19 protein-coding genes are annotated in these 23,170 nt (G+C 61.5%); 4 read left to right on the top strand and 15 right to left on the bottom strand.

Annotated elements, in window-relative coordinates:
* Positions 1-1,191: an adenosyl-hopene transferase HpnH gene (gene hpnH / locus I554_RS0118005; RefSeq protein ID WP_024573913.1), complete on the top strand. Its 1,191-nt coding sequence runs from the start codon at positions 1-3 to the stop codon at positions 1,189-1,191.
* 156 nt (positions 1,192-1,347) lie between these two features.
* On the opposite strand, the gene I554_RS0118000 is transcribed toward hpnH, so the two are convergent.
* The 8 genes from I554_RS0118000 to I554_RS0117965 form a co-directional block, all read right to left on the bottom strand.
* The gene (locus I554_RS0118000; RefSeq protein ID WP_024573912.1) at positions 1,348-2,040 is read right to left on the bottom strand and encodes a phosphorylase; all 693 of its coding nucleotides are present in this window, start codon (positions 2,038-2,040) and stop codon (positions 1,348-1,350) included.
* Positions 2,037-4,010: a squalene--hopene cyclase gene (shc, locus tag I554_RS0117995; protein ID WP_024573911.1), complete on the bottom strand. Its 1,974-nt coding sequence runs from the start codon at positions 4,008-4,010 to the stop codon at positions 2,037-2,039. Before shc ends, I554_RS0118000 begins: the two co-directional genes overlap by 4 nt.
* Positions 4,011-4,032: 22 nt before the next feature.
* Positions 4,033-5,292 carry a hydroxysqualene dehydroxylase HpnE gene (gene hpnE / locus I554_RS0117990; protein ID WP_024573910.1) on the bottom strand — a complete coding sequence of 420 codons (1,260 nt, stop codon included), beginning with the start codon at positions 5,290-5,292 and terminating at the stop codon, positions 4,033-4,035.
* On the bottom strand, positions 5,292-6,149 hold the full coding sequence (gene hpnD, locus I554_RS0117985) for a presqualene diphosphate synthase HpnD (RefSeq protein ID WP_024573909.1): 858 nt from the start codon (positions 6,147-6,149) through the stop codon (positions 5,292-5,294). The genes hpnE and hpnD overlap by 1 nt, the downstream gene beginning before the upstream one ends.
* Before the next feature lies 1 nt (position 6,150).
* The gene (gene hpnC / locus I554_RS0117980; RefSeq protein WP_024573908.1) at positions 6,151-7,032 is read right to left on the bottom strand and encodes a squalene synthase HpnC; all 882 of its coding nucleotides are present in this window, start codon (positions 7,030-7,032) and stop codon (positions 6,151-6,153) included.
* Positions 7,032-8,201 (bottom strand): glycosyltransferase, encoded by a 1,170-nt coding sequence (locus tag I554_RS0117975; protein WP_024573907.1) that lies wholly within the window; start codon positions 8,199-8,201, stop codon positions 7,032-7,034. Before I554_RS0117975 ends, hpnC begins: the two co-directional genes overlap by 1 nt.
* A 174-nt stretch (positions 8,202-8,375) precedes the next feature.
* Entirely contained in the window at positions 8,376-9,563 is a 1,188-nt protein-coding gene (locus I554_RS0117970; RefSeq protein ID WP_024573906.1) for an NAD(P)/FAD-dependent oxidoreductase, read from the bottom strand.
* A gap of 45 nt (positions 9,564-9,608) precedes the next feature.
* A complete protein-coding gene (locus tag I554_RS0117965) occupies positions 9,609-11,078 on the bottom strand; it encodes a B12-binding domain-containing radical SAM protein (protein WP_081710807.1) in 1,470 nt (489 codons plus the stop codon).
* Positions 11,079-11,432: 354 nt separating this feature from the next.
* Between I554_RS0117965 and I554_RS0117960 the strand changes: the two genes are divergently transcribed.
* From I554_RS0117960 to I554_RS0117950, 3 genes are all read left to right on the top strand, one after another.
* The gene (locus tag I554_RS0117960; RefSeq protein ID WP_024573904.1) at positions 11,433-12,431 is read left to right on the top strand and encodes an NADP-dependent oxidoreductase; all 999 of its coding nucleotides are present in this window, start codon (positions 11,433-11,435) and stop codon (positions 12,429-12,431) included.
* A gap of 119 nt (positions 12,432-12,550) precedes the next feature.
* Positions 12,551-13,837 (top strand): oxalate/formate MFS antiporter, encoded by a 1,287-nt coding sequence (oxlT, locus tag I554_RS0117955; protein WP_024573903.1) that lies wholly within the window; start codon positions 12,551-12,553, stop codon positions 13,835-13,837.
* Positions 13,838-13,971: 134 nt separating this feature from the next.
* Positions 13,972-15,561, top strand: coding sequence for a gamma-glutamyltransferase family protein (locus tag I554_RS0117950; protein WP_024573902.1), 1,590 nt, complete (start codon positions 13,972-13,974; stop codon positions 15,559-15,561).
* Positions 15,562-15,756: 195 nt separating this feature from the next.
* Here the strand turns inward: I554_RS0117950 and eda are convergent, their stop codons facing one another.
* From eda to ugpC, 7 genes are all read right to left on the bottom strand, one after another.
* The gene (gene eda, locus I554_RS0117945; RefSeq protein ID WP_034461840.1) at positions 15,757-16,416 is read right to left on the bottom strand and encodes a bifunctional 4-hydroxy-2-oxoglutarate aldolase/2-dehydro-3-deoxy-phosphogluconate aldolase; all 660 of its coding nucleotides are present in this window, start codon (positions 16,414-16,416) and stop codon (positions 15,757-15,759) included.
* Entirely contained in the window at positions 16,413-17,351 is a 939-nt protein-coding gene (locus tag I554_RS0117940) for a sugar kinase (RefSeq protein ID WP_024573900.1), read from the bottom strand. Before I554_RS0117940 ends, eda begins: the two co-directional genes overlap by 4 nt.
* A gap of 18 nt (positions 17,352-17,369) precedes the next feature.
* Entirely contained in the window at positions 17,370-18,353 is a 984-nt protein-coding gene (gene denD / locus I554_RS0117935; RefSeq protein WP_024573899.1) for a D-erythronate dehydrogenase, read from the bottom strand.
* 120 nt (positions 18,354-18,473) lie between these two features.
* Complete coding sequence (locus I554_RS0117930) at positions 18,474-19,385, bottom strand: carbohydrate ABC transporter permease (protein WP_024573898.1); 912 nt, start codon at positions 19,383-19,385, stop codon at positions 18,474-18,476.
* An 87-nt stretch (positions 19,386-19,472) separates the two neighbouring features.
* Complete coding sequence (locus tag I554_RS0117925; protein ID WP_024573897.1) at positions 19,473-20,429, bottom strand: sugar ABC transporter permease; 957 nt, start codon at positions 20,427-20,429, stop codon at positions 19,473-19,475.
* A 122-nt stretch (positions 20,430-20,551) separates the two neighbouring features.
* Entirely contained in the window at positions 20,552-21,877 is a 1,326-nt protein-coding gene (locus I554_RS0117920; protein ID WP_024573896.1) for an ABC transporter substrate-binding protein, read from the bottom strand.
* 77 nt (positions 21,878-21,954) lie between these two features.
* The gene (gene ugpC / locus I554_RS0117915) at positions 21,955-23,022 is read right to left on the bottom strand and encodes a sn-glycerol-3-phosphate ABC transporter ATP-binding protein UgpC (protein ID WP_024573895.1); all 1,068 of its coding nucleotides are present in this window, start codon (positions 23,020-23,022) and stop codon (positions 21,955-21,957) included.
* Positions 23,023-23,170: the final 148 nt, after the last annotated feature.

Here is a 23,170-nt window from a genome sequence, read left to right as displayed (position 1 = left end):
ATGGCGATACCGTTTTTCAAAGAGATCAAGATCGGCTCGTATCTCGTCAAGCAGAAGCTGCTCGGCCGGAAGCGTTATCCTCTGGTGCTGATGCTGGAGCCGCTCTTCCGCTGCAACCTCGCCTGTGTCGGTTGCGGCAAGATCGACTATCCCGATGCGATCCTGAACCGCCGCATGTCGGCGCAAGAATGCTGGGACGCCGCCGACGAGTGCGGCGCGCCGATGGTCGCAATCCCGGGCGGCGAGCCGCTGATCCACAAAGAGATCGGCGAAATCGTGCGCGGCCTGGTCGCGCGCAAGAAGTTCGTCTCTCTCTGCACCAACGCGCTGCTGCTCGAGAAGAAGCTCGATCTGTTCGAGCCCTCGCCTTATCTGTTCTTCTCGGTCCATCTGGATGGCCTGAAGGATCACCACGACAAGGCTGTGTCGCAGAAGGGCGTGTTCGACCGCGCCGTGTCCGCGATCAAGGCTGCCAAGGCACGCGGTTTCACCGTCAACGTCAACGCGACCATCTTCGACGGCCATCCGGCCGAGGAGATCGCCAAGTTCCTCGACTTCACGACTGAACTTGGGGTCGGTGTTTCGATGTCGCCCGGCTACGCCTACGAGCGCGCGCCGGATCAGGAGCACTTCCTGAACCGCACCAAGACCAAGAAGCTGTTCCGCGACGTGTTCGCGCTCGGCAAGGGCAAGAAGTGGAATTTCATGCACTCCGGCCTGTTCCTCGACTTCCTCGCCGGCAACCAGAACTTCGAGTGCGAGCCGTGGGGCATGCCTGCCCGCAACATCTTCGGCTGGCAGAAGCCCTGCTACCTGCTCGGTGAAGGCTATACCAAGACCTTCAAGGAGCTGATGGAAACCACCGATTGGGACACCTACGGCACCGGCAAGTACGAGAAGTGCGCGGACTGCATGGCCCATTGCGGCTACGAGCCGACCGCTGCCAACGCCGCAGTCAGCAACCCGTTCAAGGCATTGAAGGTCTCGCTGTTCGGCATCAAGACCGAGGGCCCGATGGCTCCGGAGATCGATCTCTCCAAGCAGCGGCCGGCGCAGTACGTGTTCTCTTCGGAAGTGCAGAAGCGCCTGTCGGAGATCCGTGCCGACGAGGCGAAGGCAGCGGAAGCCAAGGCCGCGAAGCTCGCGGCACAGACCGCAGCTCCGGCCACCAACGCATCGACCGCGGCCTGATTTTCAGACCGCACGCATTCAAAAGGCGCGAGCGTTGCTCGCGCCTTTTTTGTTGCGCAACCAGCTCAATGGAAGCGCCTGCGATGCAGGCATGATCGAACTCCCTCCGCCCAACGGGAGGTGAAGCGAACGTGACTTAGACCGTAGTTCGGGAAATCAGCCCAATGCCTCGCGGCAGCCCTTCAGTGAGCGCAGCGCACGGCTGAAGTCGCGCCCCGTCGAAATCAGATGCGGAATCGTCTTCGGGTTGCGCGCGATGCCGCGCATCACCTTCCACATGTCGACATTACCGTTCGGCTTGATGGCATTCATCGTCAGTTCCGGCAACGCACGATGCGCCGGGTCGCTGATCACGCGTACCGCCGCAAACGGCAGGCCATTGTATTCGGCATATCTCGCAGCGATATGGCTCTCCATATCGACCGCATCGGCGCCGGTGGTGGCGCGCAGCGCAGCCTTGGCCACCTGACCTGTCACGACCTCTTCGACACCTGCAAGGACGCCAGAGACGATCGAGCGGCGGCGTTTCGCTGGCAATGCGACGAGATTCTCCGTCAGCGACGCCTCGGTCGACCAGCGCCGTTTCGCGGTGACGATATGAGAGGCGACAACGACGTCACCTGACTTGAGCGAGGGATTGAGACCGCCGGCGACGCCGAAGCTCACGATGCCGCGAATGCTCGCCGGATCGAACGACGTCATCATTTCGCGCAACTGAACTGGATTGCTTGAACTGCAGATGACGGTGAGACCGGGGCCGGCAGCGATGCGGGCCTCCTGTTTCAAGCCAGTAACGATCAGGACTGGCAGCCCGTCGTGTGCGGCGTCCCCGCCCGCGCCTATAATCACATTCCGATCCCCACGAAGCGGCTGTTAGTATTACGCAAATTCCGGTACCGCGCCAGCGCCCACAAGGGGAAGAACTTAGAATATCCGTGGTATCGCAAATAGAACACACGTGGGAACCCGCCCCCGGTGTACTGCGGCTCGCTCCAAAGCCCGTCTTTGCCCTGGAATTGAATCAAATAGGCGATGCCGCGCTGAGTCGCGGGATGGTCCACCTTCCCAGCCGCCATCAGGGCCAGCGTGGCCCAGGCCGTCTGGGAGGCGGTCGAATCAGACTTCTCATAGCCTCGGTAATCGAGCCGGTAGCTGTTGCCATCCTCGCCCCAGCCGCCGTCGCTGTTCTGGATCGAGATCAGCCAGTCGGCAGCCTTCGCGATCACCGGGTCCGCATGATCGACACCGGCGGCGTTCAGCGCACAGAGCACCGACCATGTGCCGTAGATGTAGTTGACGCCCCAGCGCCCGAACCATGAGCCGTCGGGCAATTGTGTCCGGCGCAGATACTCCACGCCCCGCGCCAGCGGCTCGCTGGTCTTCACCGTCTCGCCAAGCTGCGCCAGCATCGAGACACAGCGCGCGGTGACATCCTCGGTCGGCGGATCGAGCAGCGCGCCATGGTCCGAAAACGGAATGTTGTTGAGATAGTATTCGAGGTTGTCGGCGTCGAACGCCGCCCAGCCGCCGTCCTTGCTTTGCAGGCCGTCGATCCACTCGCGGCCGCGCGCGATCGACTCGTCGAATTTGGTGCCGGCGTTCAGCGTGCCGCGCGCCCGGTCCATCGCCATGACGACGACAGCGGTGTCGTCGAGATCGGGATAATGCGCGTTGTTGTACTGGAAGGCCCAGCCGCCGGGACGCACGCCCGGCCGCTTCTCGATCCAGTCGCCCTCGACGTCGAGCACCTGTTTCGGCTTGAGCCATTCCAGCGCGGCTTTCGCAGAAGCGACCTCCTTCTCACCGCCAACCTCGATCATGGCGTGCGCGGTCAGCGCGGTGTCCCAGATCGGCGAGACGCACGGCTGGCAGTAAGCTTCGTCATCCTTGATGACGAGCAGGTTCTCAATCGACTGCCGCGCCAGCACATAATGCGGATGATCCTTCGGATAACCGAGCAGATCGTACATCATCACGGTGTTGGCCATCGCCGGGAAAATCGCGCCGAGACCGTCAACGCCGTTGAGGCGCTCGGTGACAAACGCCACAGCCTTGTCGATGGCGCGCTGGCGCGGGGCTTTCGGGAACAGCGGATCGACAACGCGCAAGATCTTGTCGAGAAGATTGAAGCCCGTAAACCAGAGCTGACTCTGATGCGGCGCCTTCGCCGACATGCCGATCGTCTTCGGGTCTTCCAGGAACAGTTCATCGATACCGACGCCGAGCGGATTGCGCGCGCGCGGCTTCTTATTCATCAGCACCAGCAGCGGCACAATCACGGTGCGCGCCCAGTACGAAATCTTGGTCAGGTGAATCGGGAACCAGCGCGGCAGCAGCATGATCTCCACGGGCATCATCGGCGCCGCGCGCCATGTCACGACGCCGAACAGCGCCAGCATGATGCGGGTGAACACGTTGCTCTTGATCGCGCCGCCGCGGCGAAGCATTTCCTCGCGCGCCTTCTTCATATGCGGCGCATCGGGCGAATCACCGATCATCTTCAGCGCGAAGTAAGCCTTCACGCTGGCGCTCATATCGAACTCGTGGCCGTAGAACAGCGACCAGCCGCCATTCTCGTTCTGGATACGGCGGAGATAGTTCGCGATCTTGGCTTCCAACGCAGTGTCGATCGGCTCGGCAAGATAGTGCCGCAGCAGGACATACTCCGCCGGAATCGTGGCGTCGGCTTCAAGCTCGAACACCCAGTGGCCGTCGGGCTTGCGATGGTTCAGCAGAGCGCGGCTCGCAGCCGCGATGCTGTTTTCGAGGGCCGGCGCGCTCGGCGCAGCATCGGCCCTATGGTCTTCGAGGAGAGTCATGGAACTCCGTAAAATGCTGATTTTACTGCATTCTCAGGGCCATATCGGCAGCCCTATCGCCAGAGCGGATCGACCCTTCAATGGTCGCTGGCAGTCCCGTATCAGTCCAGTCGCCCGCGAGGAATAGGTTTTTCCACTCGGTGACCGTCCCTGGACGCATGGCATTTTGTTCCGGAGTTGCCTCAAATGTGGCACGGCGCTCGCGCACGATCTGCCACGGCGGCAACGGGCCTTCCGCCACTTCGTCACTGATGGCCGCGGCCTTGCAGATGTCGCGCCAGATATCGCGGGCAAGCTGCTCGCGGGGCACATTCACCAGCCGATCGGCATCGCTGATGGTGATGGACAGCCGCTGCGGAAATGCGAACAGCCATTCGATCAGCCCGCCGATCACACCCATCATCGGCGGCATGTTGTCCGGCGGATCGTAGCGGAAATGCGCGTTGACGATGGCGCGGAACTTGGTCGGCGTCTTGAGCCCCGGCAGGATCGATGCCGCCGAGCGCGGCGGAACCGCGAGCACGACAACGTCGCCGGGCGCGACAGTAATCGTGTCATCGACGAATTCCAGCATCGAGATGGATTCGCCGGCCATCAGCACCTGACGCAGTTCGTGGCCAAGGTTGACCGTTCCGCCCTTCTCGCGGATCAGCTTGATTGCAGGATCGACCAGCACCGTGCTCAAGCCTTCGCGGGCGATCAGTGGGCGGCATGACTTGCCACCAGCCAGCAGCGTCTCACGCACGATGGCACCAGCGAGGCCTGCGGAGCCATCCGGCGGATCGACGTTCAGCGCCGCGAGCATCAAGGGCTGTACAAGCCTCTCATAAAGCTTGCCCTCGCATTTGATCGTGTTGCCAATCAGTGCATCGTTGCCGGCCCAGGCGAGCGGAGCCAACGCGAGATAATCGCCCACACCCGTGTCAGGCACGCGGCGCGACTTGTCGAACAGCCACGTCGGAATGCGTCCGTTGCCAAGATCGAGCATCCAGCGTTTGCCCGCTTTCAGATCGATAAAATCGAATTGCGCGCGCTCAGGCCCGACGAGACCGTCCTCGCTTCCGATCGCCAGCGCATAGGAGCGCGCGTGAAGATTGCCCGACAGCAGCAGGTGATTGCCGTTATCAATGACCATGTCGGTCGCGCCATCATAATAAGAGCGGCAGCGGCCACCGGCTTGCTGCGTCGCCTCGTGGACGTGAACCTCGAATCCTGCATTCGCGAGCCGAACGCCCGCGGACAGGCCGGAAACCCCGGCACCAATGATATGTGCTTTTGCCATCAGATGAATGCGTACCGAATGAGAATGAAAATCTTGGCGGCCTTGCTGAGCTTGACCGGCTTGCGCGGCAGCGCGAAGCCTCGCTCCACGAGCTTTTCGAGGATCGCGTGATAATATTCCGACATGATTTTCGGCGCGCGAACAACACGGCGCGAGTTGCGCGCCATAATGTCGTTCGACTTGGCGAAATGGTCTCGCGCCTGCTTCAGAATGCCTTCACACGCACGCGGCAGCCGCGGATCGGAGGCAACCACCAATGGATCGTTGGACATGATCCCGGCGGCGTTGAGACTTTCGCGCGGCAGATAAAGCCGGCCGATCCCGGCATCTTCGTCAATGTCGCGCAGGATGTTGGTCAACTGGAGCGCGCGGCCGAGATGATGCGCAAGCAAAATTCCATCTTCCTCGCCGAGGCCGAACACCCGCACGGACAGCCGCCCCACTGCGCTCGCGACGCGATCGCAATAGAGATCGAGCGTCCGCGCGTCGGGCGCGCGAATGTCGGCGGGGACGTCCATCTCCATGCCATCGATGATGGCGATGAAATCTTCGCGCCGCAGGCCGAACCGTTTCACCGACGACACATAGTCGCGCAGATGTTGAGGTGGTTTCCCGGCATAAAGCGCATCGATGTCGCGCCGCCATTGATCCAGCGCCTTGAGGCGTTCAGGGCGCGGACCATCGGAGTCGGCGATGTCGTCCACCTGACGGCAGAAGCTGTAGATGTAGAACATCGCCTCGCGCTGTTCGCGCGGCAGGATACGCATCGCCGCGTAGAATGAACTACCCGAGGCGACGCCCCGTACATTCGCTTCCGGCGCGGCGGCGTGCGGCGCTGTGCTGCTCGTTGAGGTCATGTCAGATCACGCGCCCGGTGCTGGCGGGACGTGGGGCCTGCCCCGTCACGCGCCGGAACAGCCCGTTCGCCATGGCGGACAGCGCGACGCCCGCCATCTGCCCCTTTGAGAGATGGACGTTCTCGCTGAGCGGATCGCGCACTTTCAGCAGGTTGACGATCCTATCGGCGAAGGCATCGATCACGCAAACCTCCAGCGCGAACCGGGTGTCCTTGATCTCGCCTGGAAGCGACCGGCCCTCATGCAGCAGGGTCTCAGTGCGCCGCGCCAGCGCATGCAGGCATTTCAGCAGCGCGGGGGTGGAGCGCGCTTCGCCAAGCATTTCGACGGTGGCGCCCGAGGCCGCCAGCGCATCGCGCGGAATGTAGACACGATTGAGATTGCGATAATCCTTGCCGCAATCCTGCAGATGATTGTTGATCTGCAAAGCGGCGCAGATTGCGTCGGACGCTGCCCAGGTCGAACGGTCTTCGCCATGGACGTCGAGCATGAAGCGGCCGACCGGCATCGCCGACAGCGAGCAGTAATGGATCACTTCATCCCAGTTCTCATAGCGCAGCTTGGTGACATCGAGACGAAATGCGTTCAGCAGATCCTGTGCGTGCTTCGGCGACATGCCACGCTCGGCGAACGCACGGCGCAGCGTCACTGCCTCCGGCTGGGTATCGCCCCTGCCGAGCAGTTCGGCTTCCAGCAGGTCGAGCTTGTCAAGCTTCTCCTGCGCGGGCAGCGTCGCGTGATCGGCGACATCGTCGCCGGTGCGCACGAAATTATAGAACGCAAGGATCAGCGCCCGGTGGCGCGGATGGATGATCCACGACGCGACCGGAAAGTTCTCGTCCTTGTGGCCTTTGCCTGAACGCAATTCGCCTGCTGTTGTCATTACGAACTGGACACCTGTGCCTGAGCGCGGCCTTTCCACATTCCGCCACGCCCCTGAAAATGCTGGATCGCGGAGTTGACCGTGAACACCATGTAAGCGACTGCGATTGCGGGAAGCGCCGGTCCCCAAAGAGCCGACTGCCCATAGTACCGCAGCGTGGGCTGGAACGCGAGCGCCATCAGCAGCCACGCGGCCGCCGCAAATACCGCCGCAAGACCGTGACCGAACAACGCGATAAGGACCGGCGCAAGGAACACGACACTCATCGCGATGATCGTGCCGATCAGAAGCACCAGCGAATAGCGCAATTGCGCATAGGCCGAGCGCGAAATCATCCGCCCGACATCAGCGACGGTATCCGACGCCCGAACGCTTTTGACGTGCTGCGAGAAACCGAGCCACACCGGTCCCTGCGTCTTCAGCCGCGCCCCGAGCGCGCAGTCGTCAATCAGCGATCCGCGAATGGCGTCGATGCCGCCAGCGTTCTTCAGCGCGTCCCATCGCGCAAGAATGCAGCCGCCTGCCGCCGCGCCAGTCGAACGCGTGCGGCTGCGCACCCAGCCGAACGGATAAAGCATTCCGAAGAAGAAGATGAAGGCCGGGATCAGATACTTTTCGGCGAAGCTCTCACAGCGGAGCGTCGCCATGATCGACGTCATCGCGAGTTTTTCGTTCTGTGCGCGGGCCACCAGCCGCATCAGCACGTCACCGGAGTAGACGATGTCGGCATCCGTCAGAAGAACATATTCAGGCTGCGCCGTGCTGCTTTCGACCAGCGTGAGCCCCTGCTTGACCGCCCAGAGCTTGCCGGTCCAGCCGGGCGCCAGCGGGCGGCCTTGCAGCACCGTGAGGCGATCCGATGCGCCGATCGCTGCCGCAGCATTGATTGCGATCTGCGAGGTGCCGTCCTGGCTTTGATCGTCGACCAGGATCATCGACAACGTGCCGGGATAGGACTGGCTCAGGATCGAGGTCACGCAGGCGCCGACGCCCGCAGCCTCATCGCGTGCCGGCACGACGACAACGATCGACGGCCAGGTCATGAAGCCGGGCGCAGGCGCAAGGTCATCGAACTTCTGCGTTCGCCAGAAGTCGCCCCGGGCCACAATCAGATAGACCCAGATCGCCAAGGCTACGGCAGCGGTGACCAATGGTATTTCAGCGGACAATTCGGGCTCGCGAGCAGGTTTGGGACGGCGGCAACGGTGGGCCTCCGCCGCAGTCGATTAGCAGGTTCGCGGCCCTTAAGACAATCCTCCATTGGGATGAAATATTCGTGTGATTTCAGTTGTTTATTGGGGTGTTTGGCGCCAAAACGCGCCCCGACGATTTCGGGGAACCCGTCACACATTCTGACCAGCGGCAAACCCCGATGACCAGGCCCACTGGAAATTGAAACCGCCAAGATGGCCGGTGACGTCGATCACCTCGCCGATAAAAAACAGTCCCGGAACGGATCTCGTTTCAAAAGTCTTTGACGACAGTTCTGCCGTGTCGACCCCGCCCAGCGTTACCTCCGCTGTCCGGTAGCCTTCGGTCCCGCGCGGCGTCACCTGCCACCGGTTCACGAGCGCAGCCACCGCCTGCAATTGGCGGTCGGACATGTCCGCCATTCGCGACACTCCACCGCCTGCCTCTGCGATCCTCTGCGCAAGCCGCGACGGCAATAGCCGCGCAAGCCCGGTCGCCAGCTCCTGGCGAGGATGATCGCGCCGCAACTCTTTCAGCGCCGCGAACACATCAACGCCCGGCACCATATCGATCTGAATGTCATCGCCGTCGCGCCAGTACGACGAAATTTGCAGGATCGCCGGACCGCTCAATCCGCGATGGGTAAACAGCATCGCCTCGTCAAACTGCACCCCGTCGCAACTCACCACGGCATCGACCGCGACACCTGCGAGATCCTTTGACCGCGCCAGCAGCGCTTCGTCGAACGTCAGCGGCACCAGTCCTGCGCGCGGCGGGATGATCTTGAGGCCGAACTGCTCGGCGATTTTGTAGCCGATACCGCTCGATCCCATTTTCGGAATCGAAGGACCGCCTGTGGCGATCACCAGCGATTGCCCGCGAATCTCGCCGCGATCGGTGACGATGGAGAATCCGCCCTCACCCTTTGCGACTGTTGAAATCCTTGTGCCCGGATACAGCGTCACACCTGCGGCGGCGCACTCATCGAGCAGCATGTCGATGATCCGCTGCGAGGAGTCGTCGCAGAACAATTGCCCGCGCGTCTTCTCATGATAGGCGATGCGGTGCTTCTCAACCAGCGCGATGAAATCGTGCTGGGTGTATCCGCTCAGCGCGGATTTGCAGAAATGCGGATTGCGGGACAGGAAGTTCGCGGGCGTGGTGTGCAGGTTGGTGAAATTGCAGCGGCCGCCGCCGGAAATGCGAATTTTCTCGGCGGGCCGCTTCGCCTGCTCGATCACAGCCACGCGCCGGCCGCGGCCACCGGCAATGCCGGCGCACATCAAACCCGCCGCGCCTCCACCGAGGACAACGACGTCGTAAACCGATGGCTGTTTCATGAATGTTCTGACGGCAGGACGGCCGGCGCAGCCGTCATGCGCACATCATTCAGCGGCGACAGGCATGTCCCGCAATCTGGTCGAATAATACGATGCATTCTGCTGCCCGCTTGAGGCGTCCCGGGCGAACACTATCAGATGGTGCGCGACCAGACCAACGCTGATGACGCGCTCGATATCGCCGGTTTTCAGGCGCGGCCATGCGAACTTCCAGAACTCGCGGCGATAGTCGCTCTTCATCCCGACATGCCAGATGATGTTGGAGAGCATCGTCATGCCGCGCTTGATGTTGCGCCAGGACAGACGCTGCTTGCTGTTCGGCGGCTGGAAGCGGTTCGGATAGGTCTCGCGCACCTGATGCTCGAACCGCGCGAACAGCCTCTCTGGCGTGTAGGCCCGGCCCATACATTCCCGCCATGTCGAGACGACGTGTTCGTAGGGGAGGAAGAAATCGACGTTGGAATCGCGATCGCTGTCCTCGATCAGACGGCCCTCGCGCTTCAGCCGGTCATACAGCGGTGTGCGCGGCAGGGCCTGCAGCAGATTGATGGTCAGCAGCGGAATCTGGGACTGGTCGATGAATTCGAGAATGCCCTCGCCCGCGTCGACCTTGTCGGTATCGAGGCCGAGAATAATGCCGGACACGACTTCCAGTCCGTAGCTGTTCAGCGTCTGCACACCCTCCAGGATCGGCACCATCATATTGTGCTGCTTCGACATCGCTTTCAGCGCATCGGGGTCCGGAGTTTCGATTCCCGCGAACAATGTCGTGAAGTAAGCGTCGCGCATCAGCGACAGGATTTCTGGACGCTTGGCGATGTTCAGTGTCGCCTCACAGGCGAACTGAATCGAATATCCGTTGCGCTTCTGCCATTCGACCAGATGCGGCAGCAGATCCAGCGTTGCTTTCCGGTTGCCGATGAAATTGTCGTCGACGAAGTAAACCGCACCGGCGAGACCGCACTCCAGCATTTTATCCAGTTCAGCAATCACCTGCTCCGGCGACTTGAGGCGCGGGTTGCGGCCGTAAAGCGCCGGGATGTCGCAGAATTCGCACTGATAGGGACAGCCCGACGAGAACTGGATGCTGCCGATGAAGTATTTATTGAGCGGGAGCAGCTCATAGGCGGGAAGCGGAAACTCCGACATCTCGCGGCGCTCTTTCGTGGTCAGCACCACCTGCCGGTCAGGCCGCGCGGAATCCCGCCCAAGACGCCGGAACAACTCATAGGTTGCGTCGCCGAGTTCGCCCACATGCAGGTAGTCGAAGTCCGGATAATATTCCGGGCACGCGCTGACCGAGGGACCGCCGAGCGCCACCGCAAGATCATGTTCGTGCGCCCGCCGGCAAATGTCGTTGATCTGCGGCCGCTGGATATGCATGCCGCTGACGAACACCGCATCGGCCCAGATGAAGTCCTCATCGGTCGCCGCCCGGATGTTCTCATCAAGAAAACGGACCTCCCAGCCCGCCGGAAGCGAGGCCGCGATCAGCAGCAGGCCCTGCGGGGGCATGAAAGCCTGAACGCCGTCGGTCAGGGGGTATGCGTATTCGAAAGTGCCAAATGAGGGGGAATATCTGGGAAAAACACAAAGGATACGGCGAAGGGAAGGACTTACCACGTCTCTCATCAGGCCCCCTGCTCTCGAGATGTGCAGTTGCGCTAAGAACGGGCCACAATTCCGGTGAGATTAGGGCGCTTCCGAGTAAGCAGACCCGCGCTCAGCGCAGCCATACTCAGATAAGCAAGCTGCGGACCATTCCAAGAACAACCTTCGTTCAACGGTTTGGTTCCGCCGGTTCCAATCCCTTATCAAAGGCTGCTATCGTCGCGGGACAAAAAGACACGAGCCCTGCGGAGGAGCCCCATGACACAGACCAATCGCCAGATCCTGCTGGTCGAAAAGCCCACCGGCAAGCTGTTGCCGCAGAATTTCAAAATGGCGGAAGCCGCCATTCCCGAGCCGAAGGACGGCGAGGTCCTGTTGCGGGTGCTTTACATCTCGCTCGACGCCGCCAACCGGGCCTGGATGCAGGGTGCGACCTATCGCGCCGCCGTCGAGGCTAATACCGTGATGGCGGGCGGTGCGATTGCTGAAGTGGTGAAATCCAGTGCATCCGGCTTCGCCCCCGGCGATCTGGTGTTCGGCGATACCGGCTGGCAGGACTATGCCGTGGTGCGCGCCAAGAATCTGGTCAAAGTACCGCGCATCGATCCGATCACAAATCTGTTGAGCGTCTACGGCGTCGCGGGTCTCACCGCCTATTTCGGCCTGCTCAATGTCGGCAAGCCGAAGGCCGGGGAAACCGTTGTGGTATCCGCAGCTGCCGGATCGGTCGGCTCGTTCGTCGGCCAGATTGCCAAGATCAAGGGCTGCCGCGTCGTCGGCATCGCGGGCGGCAAGGAGAAGTGCGACTGGCTGGTCTCTGAACTCGGCTTCGATGCAGCCGTCGATTACAAGGCCGAGCCGGTGTTCAAGGCGCTGAAGGCCGCCGCGCCGAACGGCATTGATGTCTACTTCGACAATGTCGGCGGCGATATCTTCGAGGCCTGCCTGCCTCAGATGAACCAGCACGGCCGCATCTCCTGCTGCGGCGCGGTTTCTGCCTATGACGGCACACCGCCTGCCCACGGCCCGCGCGGCGTGCCGGGACTGATCGTGGTTAAACGCCTCACTGTGCAGGGCTTCATCTTCACCGACTTCAACGACCAGCGCGAGGCCGCGCTCGCCGATCTCCAGTCTTGGGTGAAGGCCGGCAAGATCAAGGTGCAGGAAGATATCATCAAGGGCCTGGAAAACACGCCAAAGGCGCTGATCGGACTTCTGGCCGGCGAGAACCGCGGCAAGCGGATGGTCAAGGTGTAACGAACACTAGTTCCATTCCATTCAAAAATGCATGTGTCACCACCGCACAAACGCATAACGCCGATGAGGTGAGTGGCACGTACATTGCTGTGTTTTCTCCATCCATGGAGAAAACTGGCATGAGTCTCACCACCGATCTCAAGACAAGCAACGCGCGCTGGATTCAACTGTTGCTGGGCGTCATCGCGATGATGGCGATCTCCAGCCCGCAATATGTCTGGACGCTGTTCGTCAAATCCTTCCAGACCACAACAGGCGCAACGCTTCCCGCGATCCAGATCACCTTCTCGTTGCTGATCGTCCTGCAAACATGGCTGTCGCCGGCACAAGGCTGGCTGATCGACCGTTTCGGACCAAAGCTCCTGATCGCCGCAGGCACCGTTCTGAGCGGACTGGGATGGGTACTTTCGGCCTATGCAACATCGCTGACCGCGCTTTATGCAACCTATGGCTTGTTTTGCGGCATCGGCACCGGCATCGTTTATGTCGGCATCGTCGGCCTGATGGTGCGCTGGTTCCCGGACCGGCGCGGTTTCGCCACGGGGATGGTTGCCGCCGGATATGGCTTCGGCGCGATCCTGACCACGTTCCCGATCGACGCCATGCTGAAGAGTTCGACGTATCAGTCGACGCTTATCACCTTCGGCATCATTCTCGGCGCCGTTGGCCTTCTGGCCGCGCTCGGTTTGCGCAATCCCAAAGCCGGAGAGACCGCGGCAGCGGCGACCTCGATCAAGGTCGCAACCTCGGCCGTCGATTACGAACCGAAGCAGATGCTAAAGACACCGATCTTCTGGCTGATGTTCATCATGATGACGATGATGTCCACCGGCGGGCTGATGGTGATTTCGCAGTTCGCAAATTTCACCAAGGATTTTGGGGTCGCCAATGTGATGGTCTGGGGTCTGGCGGCACTGCCGCTCGCACTCACCATCGATCGCATCACCAATGGACTGACCCGGCCATTCTTCGGCTGGGTGTCGGATCGCATCGGACGTGAGAATACGATGGGCCTCGCGTTTATCTTCGAAGGCATCGCCATCGCATTGATGGTCGCCTTCCGCGACAACGCGCTTGCGTTCGTGCTGCTGTCGGGCATCGTCTTCTTTGGCTGGGGCGAGATCTTCTCGCTGTTCCCCTCCACCCTGACCGACACCTTCGGCACCAAGAACGCGACCACGAATTACGGGTTTCTCTACATGGCCCAGGGCATCGGTTCTGTGCTCGGCGGCCCGGTTGCAGCAATGATCCGTGAATCCACCGGGAGCTGGATGCCGGTCTTCGGCCTGATCATCGTCATGGATGTGCTGACCGGCCTGCTCGCCCTGTTCGTCTTGAAACCATGGCGAATGGCGTGGTTCGGGCACGCCGCACCCGGCATACCTCTGGCTGCCCCCGCCGAATAGGTTTCTTAGCAAATCCACGCCAAAATGCCCGGCGAAAGCCGGGCATTTTGCGGTTTGCCAAAAGTGAAGTATTCACTTACATAGAGCGTCGCGTCCATTGCCGGCGCATCAACGCTGGACCATGGATACGACCAATGCTGAATACGCCTCGCTCCCTCCGCGGCATGGTAACCTCGCCGCACCATCTCGCCTCTGAGGCCGGACTGCGCGTGCTGCGCGAAGGCGGCAATGCCATTGAGGCAACGCTGGCCATGGCAACGAGCCTGCCGGTGGTCTATCCGCACATGAACTCGATCGGCGGTGATGGCTTCTGGCTGATTTCCGCCGGCGGCAAGCCACCGATCGCAGTGGACGGCTGCGGCGCGGCGGCACAAGCCGCAACGGTCGAATTCTATAAGGGCAAGGGCCTGTCCGCTATTCCCCCGCGCGGTCCGCTTGCCGCCAACACCGTTGCAGGCACGCTGTCCGGCTGGGCCGAAGTGATCGCGATCAACAAGGAAATGGGCGGCAAACTCCCCCTCTCCCGGCTGGTTGAAGACGCAGTGTGGTCTGCCGAGAACGGTTTTGCCGTCACCGCGACACAGCAGGAACTGACCGAGACCAAGCTGGCTGAGCTGAAAGACTCGCCGGGCTTTGTCGACACGTTCCTGTTCGATGGCAAGCTTCCGAAGGAAGGCGAGCTTATGAAGCTGCCTGCGCTGGGCGCGACGCTGAAGCGGCTCGGCAAGAACGGCCCGATGGATTTCTACACCGGCGCGCTGGCGAAGGAGATCGCAGCCGATCTGGCGCGCTGCGGCTCGCCGGTCACCCTCGCCGATCTCGCCGCCCACAAGGCGCAGCGCCGCCACGCGCTGTCAGTCGCGATCAAGGGCGCGACGCTCTATAATTTCCCGCCGCCGACACAGGGCCTCGCCTCGCTGATGATCCTTGCGATCTTCGAGCGGCTCGGCGTGCAGGAGGCTGAGACCTTCGAATATCTTCACGGCATTGTCGAAGCCACCAAGCAGGCGTTCCTGGTGCGCGATCGCGTTGTCGGCGATCCGGCACTGATGACGGAAAAGGCCGAGCATTATCTGACATCGGAAATTCTGGATGGGCTTGCCGCCAACATCAACCGCAAGCGCGCATTGCCCTGGCCGGTGCCGGTCAATCCGGGCGATACTGTCTGGCTGGGCGCGATCGACAAGGACGGCATCGCCGTCAGTTTCATCCAGAGCATTTACTTCGAGTTCGGCTCCGGTTGCGTGCTCGAGAACTCGGGCATCGTCTGGCAGAACCGCGGCTCGAGCTTCCTGCTCGACGGCGACGGCCCCCGTGCGCTGCGCCCCGGCCGCAAACCCTTCCACACCCTCAATCCGGCGATGGCGCTGTTCAACGACGGCCGCCGTATGGTCTACGGCAACATGGGCGGCGAAGGTCAGCCGCAAAGCCAGTCCGCAGTGTTCAGCCGTTACGCCATGTACGGTCAGGGCTTGCAGGCCGCGATCACTGCGCCGCGCTGGCTGCTCGGCAAGACATGGGGCGATGCCACGGTGACGCTGAAGCTGGAAGACCGCTTCGATCCGGCGGTGGTTCAGGCCATGCGAGATGCCGGTCACGATATCGAGATCCTGCCGGCTTTCACGTCGACTATGGGTCATGCGGGCGCTGTCCTGCGCCACGCCGACGGAATGTTCGAGGGCGCCACCGATCCCCGCAGCGATGGCGCAGCGATGGGATTTTAAGAGTCGGATGAGTCGCTTAAGCGTGGCACCTCATCCTCACGCAAAACATCATCCCGAGATTCAGTCCCGGCGTGAGATTTGAATCGTAACCCGCTCATCGGACTCAGTTTTCGCAACTCCCTCGCCGCGCTCTTGCGGGGAGAGGGTTGGGGTGAGGGCAATCTTTCACAAGCAAAATCTAGAGGTGAAGACAGGCTACCTTCGCCGCAGCGATTTCATCGCGTCGATACAGCGCCCGGTGATAACTTCCCAGTTCCCCGCCTTGACGTCCGATGCCGGGCATAGCCACGACCCGCCGACTGCGATCACATTCGGCTCGGCCAGCCATGTCGCGGCGTTGGCGGCGCTGACCCCGCCAGTCGGGCAGAAGCGTGTGCTGGGAAACGGTCCGGCCAGAGCGCGCAGCATCGGGATGCCGCCGGATTGCTCGGCGGGAAAGAACTTCAGCAGATCGAATCCGCGTGCCCGCGCCTGCATCAGCTCGGATGCGGTGGCGACACCCGGCAACAGCGGAAGGTCGCTCGCCGCCGCGGCGTCGAGCAACTCGGGCGTCGCACCGGGGCTGACGGCGAACCGCGCACCGATTATCTGCGCGCGCCGCAGGTCGTCCGCGCTCAGCACGGTGCCGATCCCGACCACCGCTTCCGGGACCTCGGCAATGATTGCCCTGGCCGCATCGGCCGCCGCGTCGGTGCGGAATGTGATTTCGAGAGTCTTCACGCCGCCCGCCACCAGTGCGCGGGCGAGCGGCACGCCGTCCTCGACACGGGCGATGGTCAGCACCGGAATAATGCGCGCCGGGATCAGGATCTTCTCCAGCGCGGCCTGTCTCTCAGAGCCTGACATGCCGGTCATGACGATCGCTCCATCCCGGCCGTACTGGCCCTTCCCTCAGGCGGCATTGCGGTCCGTGGGATGATCGCGCCGCGATGGCCGATCACCACACCCGCCAGCCGATGCCCGGCCCGCGCCGCCTCGACCGGCGTTGCTCCATTCAGCCGCGCAGCAAGATACGCGGCGGCGAAACTGTCACCCGCCGCCGTGGTGTCCACCACCTTGCCGACCAGCTCCGCCTTCACGCTATGCTCCACGCCATCATGCCTGACAACACTGCCCGGCGTTGCAAGTTTCAGCACAACCTCACGCGCCGCCATCCGGTCGATCAGTTCGCCATGCATCCGCGCTCCGAACAACGGCGTGAGATCATCGACCGACGCAAGCACGATATCGGCGACCGCAAGGACGTCGCGATAGACCTGACGCGCGGTATCCAGCACCGGCCACCCTTGCACGCGGAAATTGGTGTCGAACGCCACGCGCGTCGAGCCCTCGCGAGCTTTCGTGAGCGCATCGATCAACCGCTGACGGCCATCGGGGCTATAGAGCGACAGCGTGACACCTGAGAGGTAAATCAGGTCATAACTCGCCAGCGCCGCCAGGATCGCATCGGTCTGCGGCAGATCGAGCAGCATCCGCGCCGCAGCGTTCTCCCGCCAGTAATAGAACGATCGCTCGCCGGTCTCGCTGGTCCTGATCACATAAAGACCCGGCAGCTTGCTATCGACGCGCGCGACATACGCGGTGCCAACGCCCTCGCCCTTCCAGGCCTCGACCATTTCGTCGCTGAACGGGTCGGTCCCCAGCGCGGTGATGTAGTCCACACTCATGCCAAGACGCGCGAGATACACCGCCGTGTTCAGGGTATCGCCGCCATAACTACGCGTCAGTTGACCACCGGCGCCCTGCGAAAGTTCGATCATGCATTCGCCAATGCAGGCGACAGTTGTCATCGCTGCACCGGCGTTTTGTCAGGACACGAATGAACCGTCGAGTTCGTCTTCAATATGAATGCGAATGATGTCATCGAAGGTCTTTTCGGCCGTGGTGAAACCGAGTTTGAGCGCGCGATCGGTGACGAAATCGCGCGGCCAGCCGGCCACGATGCCGACAATGGTCGGATCCGGCTCGCGCTTGATCCGTGCCGTCACATTCGGCCCTGCCACGCGCGTCAGCGCGGCGATCTGCTCGCCAACCGTCACCGAAAGTCCCGGCATGCTGAGCGCCCGGCGCGGACCGATGGTGCCGGTGTCCATGGTCGCGGCATGCAGCAGGAAGCCGACTGCGGAGCGCGGCGATGCGTGCCAGTGGCGCACATCTTCGGACACCGGCAGAACCGCTTCCTTGCCGGCCAGCGGCTCGCGGATGATGTTGGAGAAAAAGCCGGATGCCGCCTTGTTCGGCAGCCCGGGCCGCACACAAATGGTCGGCAGACGGATACTGACGCCGTCGAGCAGGCCCTTGCGGGAGTAGTCGGAAACCAGAAGCTCGCCGATCGCCTTCTGGGTGCCATAGCTCGTCAGCGGTGTGGTGAAGAACTCGTCACCGATCTTTTCTGGGAATGGCGCACCGAACACCGCAATCGACGACGTAAACACCACGCGCGGTTTGTAGCCGCCGCCAATGGCGCGGATGGCGTCGATCAGATAACGCGTGCCATCGAGATTGATGCGATAGCCCTTGTCGAAGTCCGCTTCAGCCTCACCCGAGACAATGGCCGCGAGATGGAAAATCACATCCGGTTTTGCCGCCACCAGTTTGGTCACCGCAGCCTGATCCGCGACGTCGCAGGTCACCGTCTCGACGGGAATGGAGGTATTCGGCTCTGCCGGAGCGACGACATCCTGCAACGTCATACGGGTGATGTCGGACTTTCCGAGCCTGCCGTCGCGGAGCAACCGATCGACAAGTTTGCGCCCGACCATGCCGGCCGCGCCGAGAACCAGAATATGCAACGTGCCTTCTCCACTTTCCGTCAGGGCCGGGCTCGTCCCGGCCATCCACGTCTTTCTTATTACATCTCAAGACGTGGATGCCCGCGACAAGTGGAGGCATGACGATCTCAAGATCGAAGTCTATTCCTTGACCGCGCCGGTCATGGCGGACACGTAGTGCTCCACGAAGAACGCGTAAAGAATGACCAGCGGCAGTGAGCCGACCAGCGCGCCTGCCATCAACGATCCCCATTTATAAATATCGCCGTCGACGAATTCGTTGACGATGGCAACGGGGACCGTCTTGTTCTGCGTCGAGGACAGGAAAGTCAGCGCGTAGATGAACTCGTTCCAGCAGAGCGTGAACGAGAAGATGAAAGCCGAGATCAGCCCGGGCACCGCAAGCGGCAGCACGATCTTGGTCAGGATCTGCCAGCGGCTGGCGCCGTCGATCAACGCGCATTCTTCAAGTTCGTACGGAATGGTCTTGAAGTAACCCATCAGGAGCCAGGTTGAGAACGGAATCAGCAGCGTCGGATACACCAGGATCAGCGACAGCGGGGAATCGAACAGCCCGTAGGAGTGGATCACCGACGCCAGCGGAATGAACAGGATCGACGGCGGGATGAGATACGCCAGGAAGATCGAGGCGCTGACGACATTGGCGCCCTTGAAGCGGAGGCGAACGATGGCATAGGCCGCCAGCACGCTGGCGACAATCGAGATGAACGTCGCAGCAGCAGCGACATACATCGTGTTCCACAGCCAGCGCGGATACTGCGTCTCGAACAGCAGCTTCTGGATATGCTTCAAGGTCGGCTTCACAACCCAGAACGGGTTGTAAGTCTCCATATCGATCAACTGTTCATCGGGTTTGATCGACGTCAACGCCATCCAGTAAAACGGAAACAGCAAGATGACGACCATGATGAACAGCGGAATGTAGAGCGTCACGATCTTGCTGGGCAACGTCTCGAGATAGCTCATGCCCTCGCTGTTGTCGGTCGACGACTGCGCTGTCGCGGCTGGCGGATGTGCTGCGTGATCGGTCATTGTCAGATCCTTGCTGCCATTTGCGCCATGCGCGCGCGGGGCTTGCCCCGACCGCGCAAAACCAAAAACTTCAGCGGCGCGACGTCATCAGTCATTGTCAGACCCCTGCTGCCATTTGCGCCGCTGCATGCCGAACCACGAGATGGCGATGGCCGCCAGCAGGAATGGAATCATCGCCGTCGCGATCGCCGCGCCCTCGCCGAGCCGGCCGCTGAGAATACCGCGCTGATAACTCAACGTCGCCATCAGATGCGTCGCGTTGACCGGGCCGCCGCGGGTCAGCGCCCAGATCAACTGGAAATCGGTGAAGGTGAACAGCACCGAGAATGTCATGACAACTGCGATGATCGGCGTCAGCAGCGGATAGGTGATATAGCGGAAACGCTGCCAGTTGGTCGCGCCGTCGAGAGTCGCGGCCTCATAGAGCGATGGCGACACCGTCTGCAAACCTGCGAGCAGCGTAATGGCGACGAACGGCACGCCACGCCAGATATTGGCGATGATGACGCTGACCCGCGCCCAGGTGGAGTCGCCCAGAAAATTGATGTTTTGATGGATCAAGCCCATCTTGGTGAGCGACCAGGAAATAATCGAGAATTGCGAGTCGTAGATCCACCAGAATGCGATCGCCGACAGAACCGTGGGCACGATGAACGGGATCAAGACGGCGGCGCGGATCAGCGCTTTGAAGGGCATGCTGCGATTAAGGAGCAATGCGAGATAAAGCCCGAGTGCGAATTTGATGGCGCTGGCCACGATGGTGTAAACGAGAGTGTTGAACACCGACAACCAGAAGACGCCGTCCTCCCACAACCATTCATAGTTCTCGATACCGATGAACTGTCCGGCGCGGCCGATGCGAACATCGGTAAAACTCATCCAGATACCGAGACCGAGCGGATAAGCCAGAAACAGGATCAGGAAGCCCGCCGCAGGCAACATGAACCACAGTGCGATCCAGTTGCGGTTCGTCACAAGACGCTGCCAAGCGGATTGCGAGCTGACATATGGCTTGGCGGAGACGGTTGCTGGAATCGTGGTCATGGTTCCAAACCCTTGTCGCGCATTCCGCAAAAGTGGAAACCAGTTTTGCGGACAGACTACGCGCAGATGGCCGATCGATAAAGCGCCGGCGCGAAGGTTCCGCGCCGGCGATGTTCCATTTATCAGCGGTAGAGCCGCTTGGCCTGACGCTCGGCGAAGGCGATCGAGCCCTTCGCGTCTTCACGGCCGGTGCAGTAGTTCGCGAACATGTCGACGACCAGGAAGTCCGCGATCGCCGCTGCGGCGTTCTCTCCGAGCGTACCGAGACCACCCGGCGTCAGGGTGCGCTTGGCGACGTCACGGTACACCGTGTTCTTCGGATCCGACGTCCAGACAGGATTGTTGTCGTAGCCATTGAGGAATGGCGACAGATAGCCGGACGCAGACGTCAGCCACGGATTGAACTGGTCAGCCTCCATCATGAACGCGGTCAGCGCCTTGCATGCCTGCGGGAACTTCGTGAAGTTGAAGGTCAGCATCGTGAACGGCAGATGCAGTTCGGTCGGCTTGCCGGCCGGGCCGATCGGCATGTAAGCATGATTCATGTCTTCGGCGATGTTCTTCGCCTCGCGCTTGGCGGTGACATAAACCGAGATGCCGTTGCAGGTCGCGTGCAACTGGCCGGCAAGGAACGCCTTGTTGTTCGACGAGTCGTTCCACGAGGCCGTGCCGGGAATGAATTCGCCGTAGAGCGCCTTGACGTATTCCAACGCCTTCATCGTCTCGGGCGAGTTGATGATGACCTTGTCGTTCTTGTCGACGAGATAGCCGCCATGGGTCCACAGCGCCCAGTGCAGCCAGGTGTTGGCGTCGCCCGAAGCGTGGCCGAGCGCCATGCCTGCCGGTGTGCCGTTCTTGTTGAGCGCCTTGCACAGTTCGAGGAAACCCGCCGTGTCCTTCGGGAATTCCTTGAAGCCGGCCTTCTCCATCGAGCTGATACGATAGTTCATCAGCGCGCCGGTGCAGGCGACCGGGATGCCGATCCACTTGCCGTTCTTGTCCTTCCCGTAGGCATTGGCCGAGTCGGCCCAGCCGCCGTACTTCTTGCCGAGATAGTCGGCAACGTCGCTCACGTCGACGCACTTCGTCGGCAACAGATGCGGCAGCGAATACAGGCCCCAGACCATGTCGAGGCCCTGCCCGGTGTTGGCCGCGACCGAAGCCTTCGGCTGAATGTCGTCGTAGGATTCGTTGGAAACGTTGACTTCGACGCCCGTGGCCTTGGTGAAGGCTGCGATGATGTCCATAAAGGCCTTGTCCTCGGCCTCAACGAACCGCTTCCAGCGCAGCAGGTTGATCTTGGCGCCGGCTTCGGGCTTCCACTGCGTGGTCTGCGCCCAGGCCTTGGCAAATCCGAGCAGTTGATCCGCCGAAACCGTCGCCGCGCCGGCGAGCACCGATGCGCCACCTTTGAGCAGCGAACGGCGATTTGGCATAAATTTATCCATAAGCTTCGTCTCCCTGTTGTACCGGCTCTTGGTTGTGACGGCCGGCTGTTGGCTATGATTTTAGTGAAACGCGATTGCTAGTTGATCAGACGCTTTCCGGTCTCCTTGTCGAAGACATGCGCTGCAGCCGGATTCGGCCGCAGCCTGACCTTGTCGCCCGGCTTCACCGGACGGCGGTCGCGAATGACGGCGATCAGATCCTGCTGGCCGATGCGTGCAACGATCTGGGTTTCCGACCCGGTCGGCTCGACCACAATCACATCGGCCTCGATCCCGTCATCCGCGAATTCAAGATGCTCGGGGCGGATGCCGTAGGTCACCGGCTTGCCATCGAGACCGGTGCGCGACGCCGCCAGCGGCAGCTTCGCGCCGTTCGCCGTCTCGACATGCGGCGTGTTGCTGCCGACCAGCTTGCCGTCGAGGAAATTCATCGCGGGCGAGCCGATGAAACCCGCGACGAACTTGTTGTCCGGATGATCGTAGAGTTCGAGCGGCGATCCCATCTGCTCGACAATGCCGTCGTGCATGACAACGATCTTGTCCGCCATGGTCATGGCTTCGATCTGATCGTGGGTGACATAGACCGTCGTCGTCTTCAGCCGCTGATGCAGTTCCTTGATCTCGGTGCGCATGGCGACGCGCAGCTTGGCGTCGAGATTGGACAACGGCTCGTCGAACAGAAATACCTGGGGATCGCGCACAATGGCCCGGCCCATGGCGACGCGCTGGCGCTGACCGCCGGATAACTGCCTCGGATAGCGGTCGAGCAGCGGCGTCAGCGCGAGAATATCGGCCGCGCGGCGCACCAGCTTGTCGATCTCGTCCTGCGGCGCGTCGCGCAGCTTGAGCGAAAAGCCCATGTTCTTGGCGACGGTCATGTGCGGATAGAGCGCATAGTTCTGGAACACCATGGCGATGTCCCGTTCTTTCGGCTGCACGTCGTTGACCACGCGGTCGCCGATCGAGATCGTTCCGGAGGTGATGTTCTCCAGACCCGCCAGCATTCGCAGCAAGGTCGACTTGCCGCAGCCGGAGGGACCGACCAGAACGACAAACTGTCCGTCCTCGATCGGAACCGTCACGCCGTGCAGGACTTCAAATCCGCCAAACGATTTCCGCACGTCGTGAATGTGCACTGACGCCATAAACTCTCCTCCCTGTCGTCCCGGCGTCGTCCGGCGAAAGCCGTCGCTGCTCTGTTTTTCTGAACTTCGATGCTTGGAAGTTGCCGAACGTATTCTCTGCGGTTTGCCCGTTCTTGCTATTAGCATACATTCCCCAAGTGGCATGCCG

The sequence above is a fragment of the Afipia sp. OHSU_II-C1 genome (assembly GCF_000497575.1).
In the GTDB taxonomy this organism is placed as follows: domain Bacteria; phylum Pseudomonadota; class Alphaproteobacteria; order Rhizobiales; family Xanthobacteraceae; genus Afipia.
The sequence above is the reverse complement of the archived record's forward strand: the minus strand, read 5'-3'. Positions and strand labels throughout refer to the sequence as shown.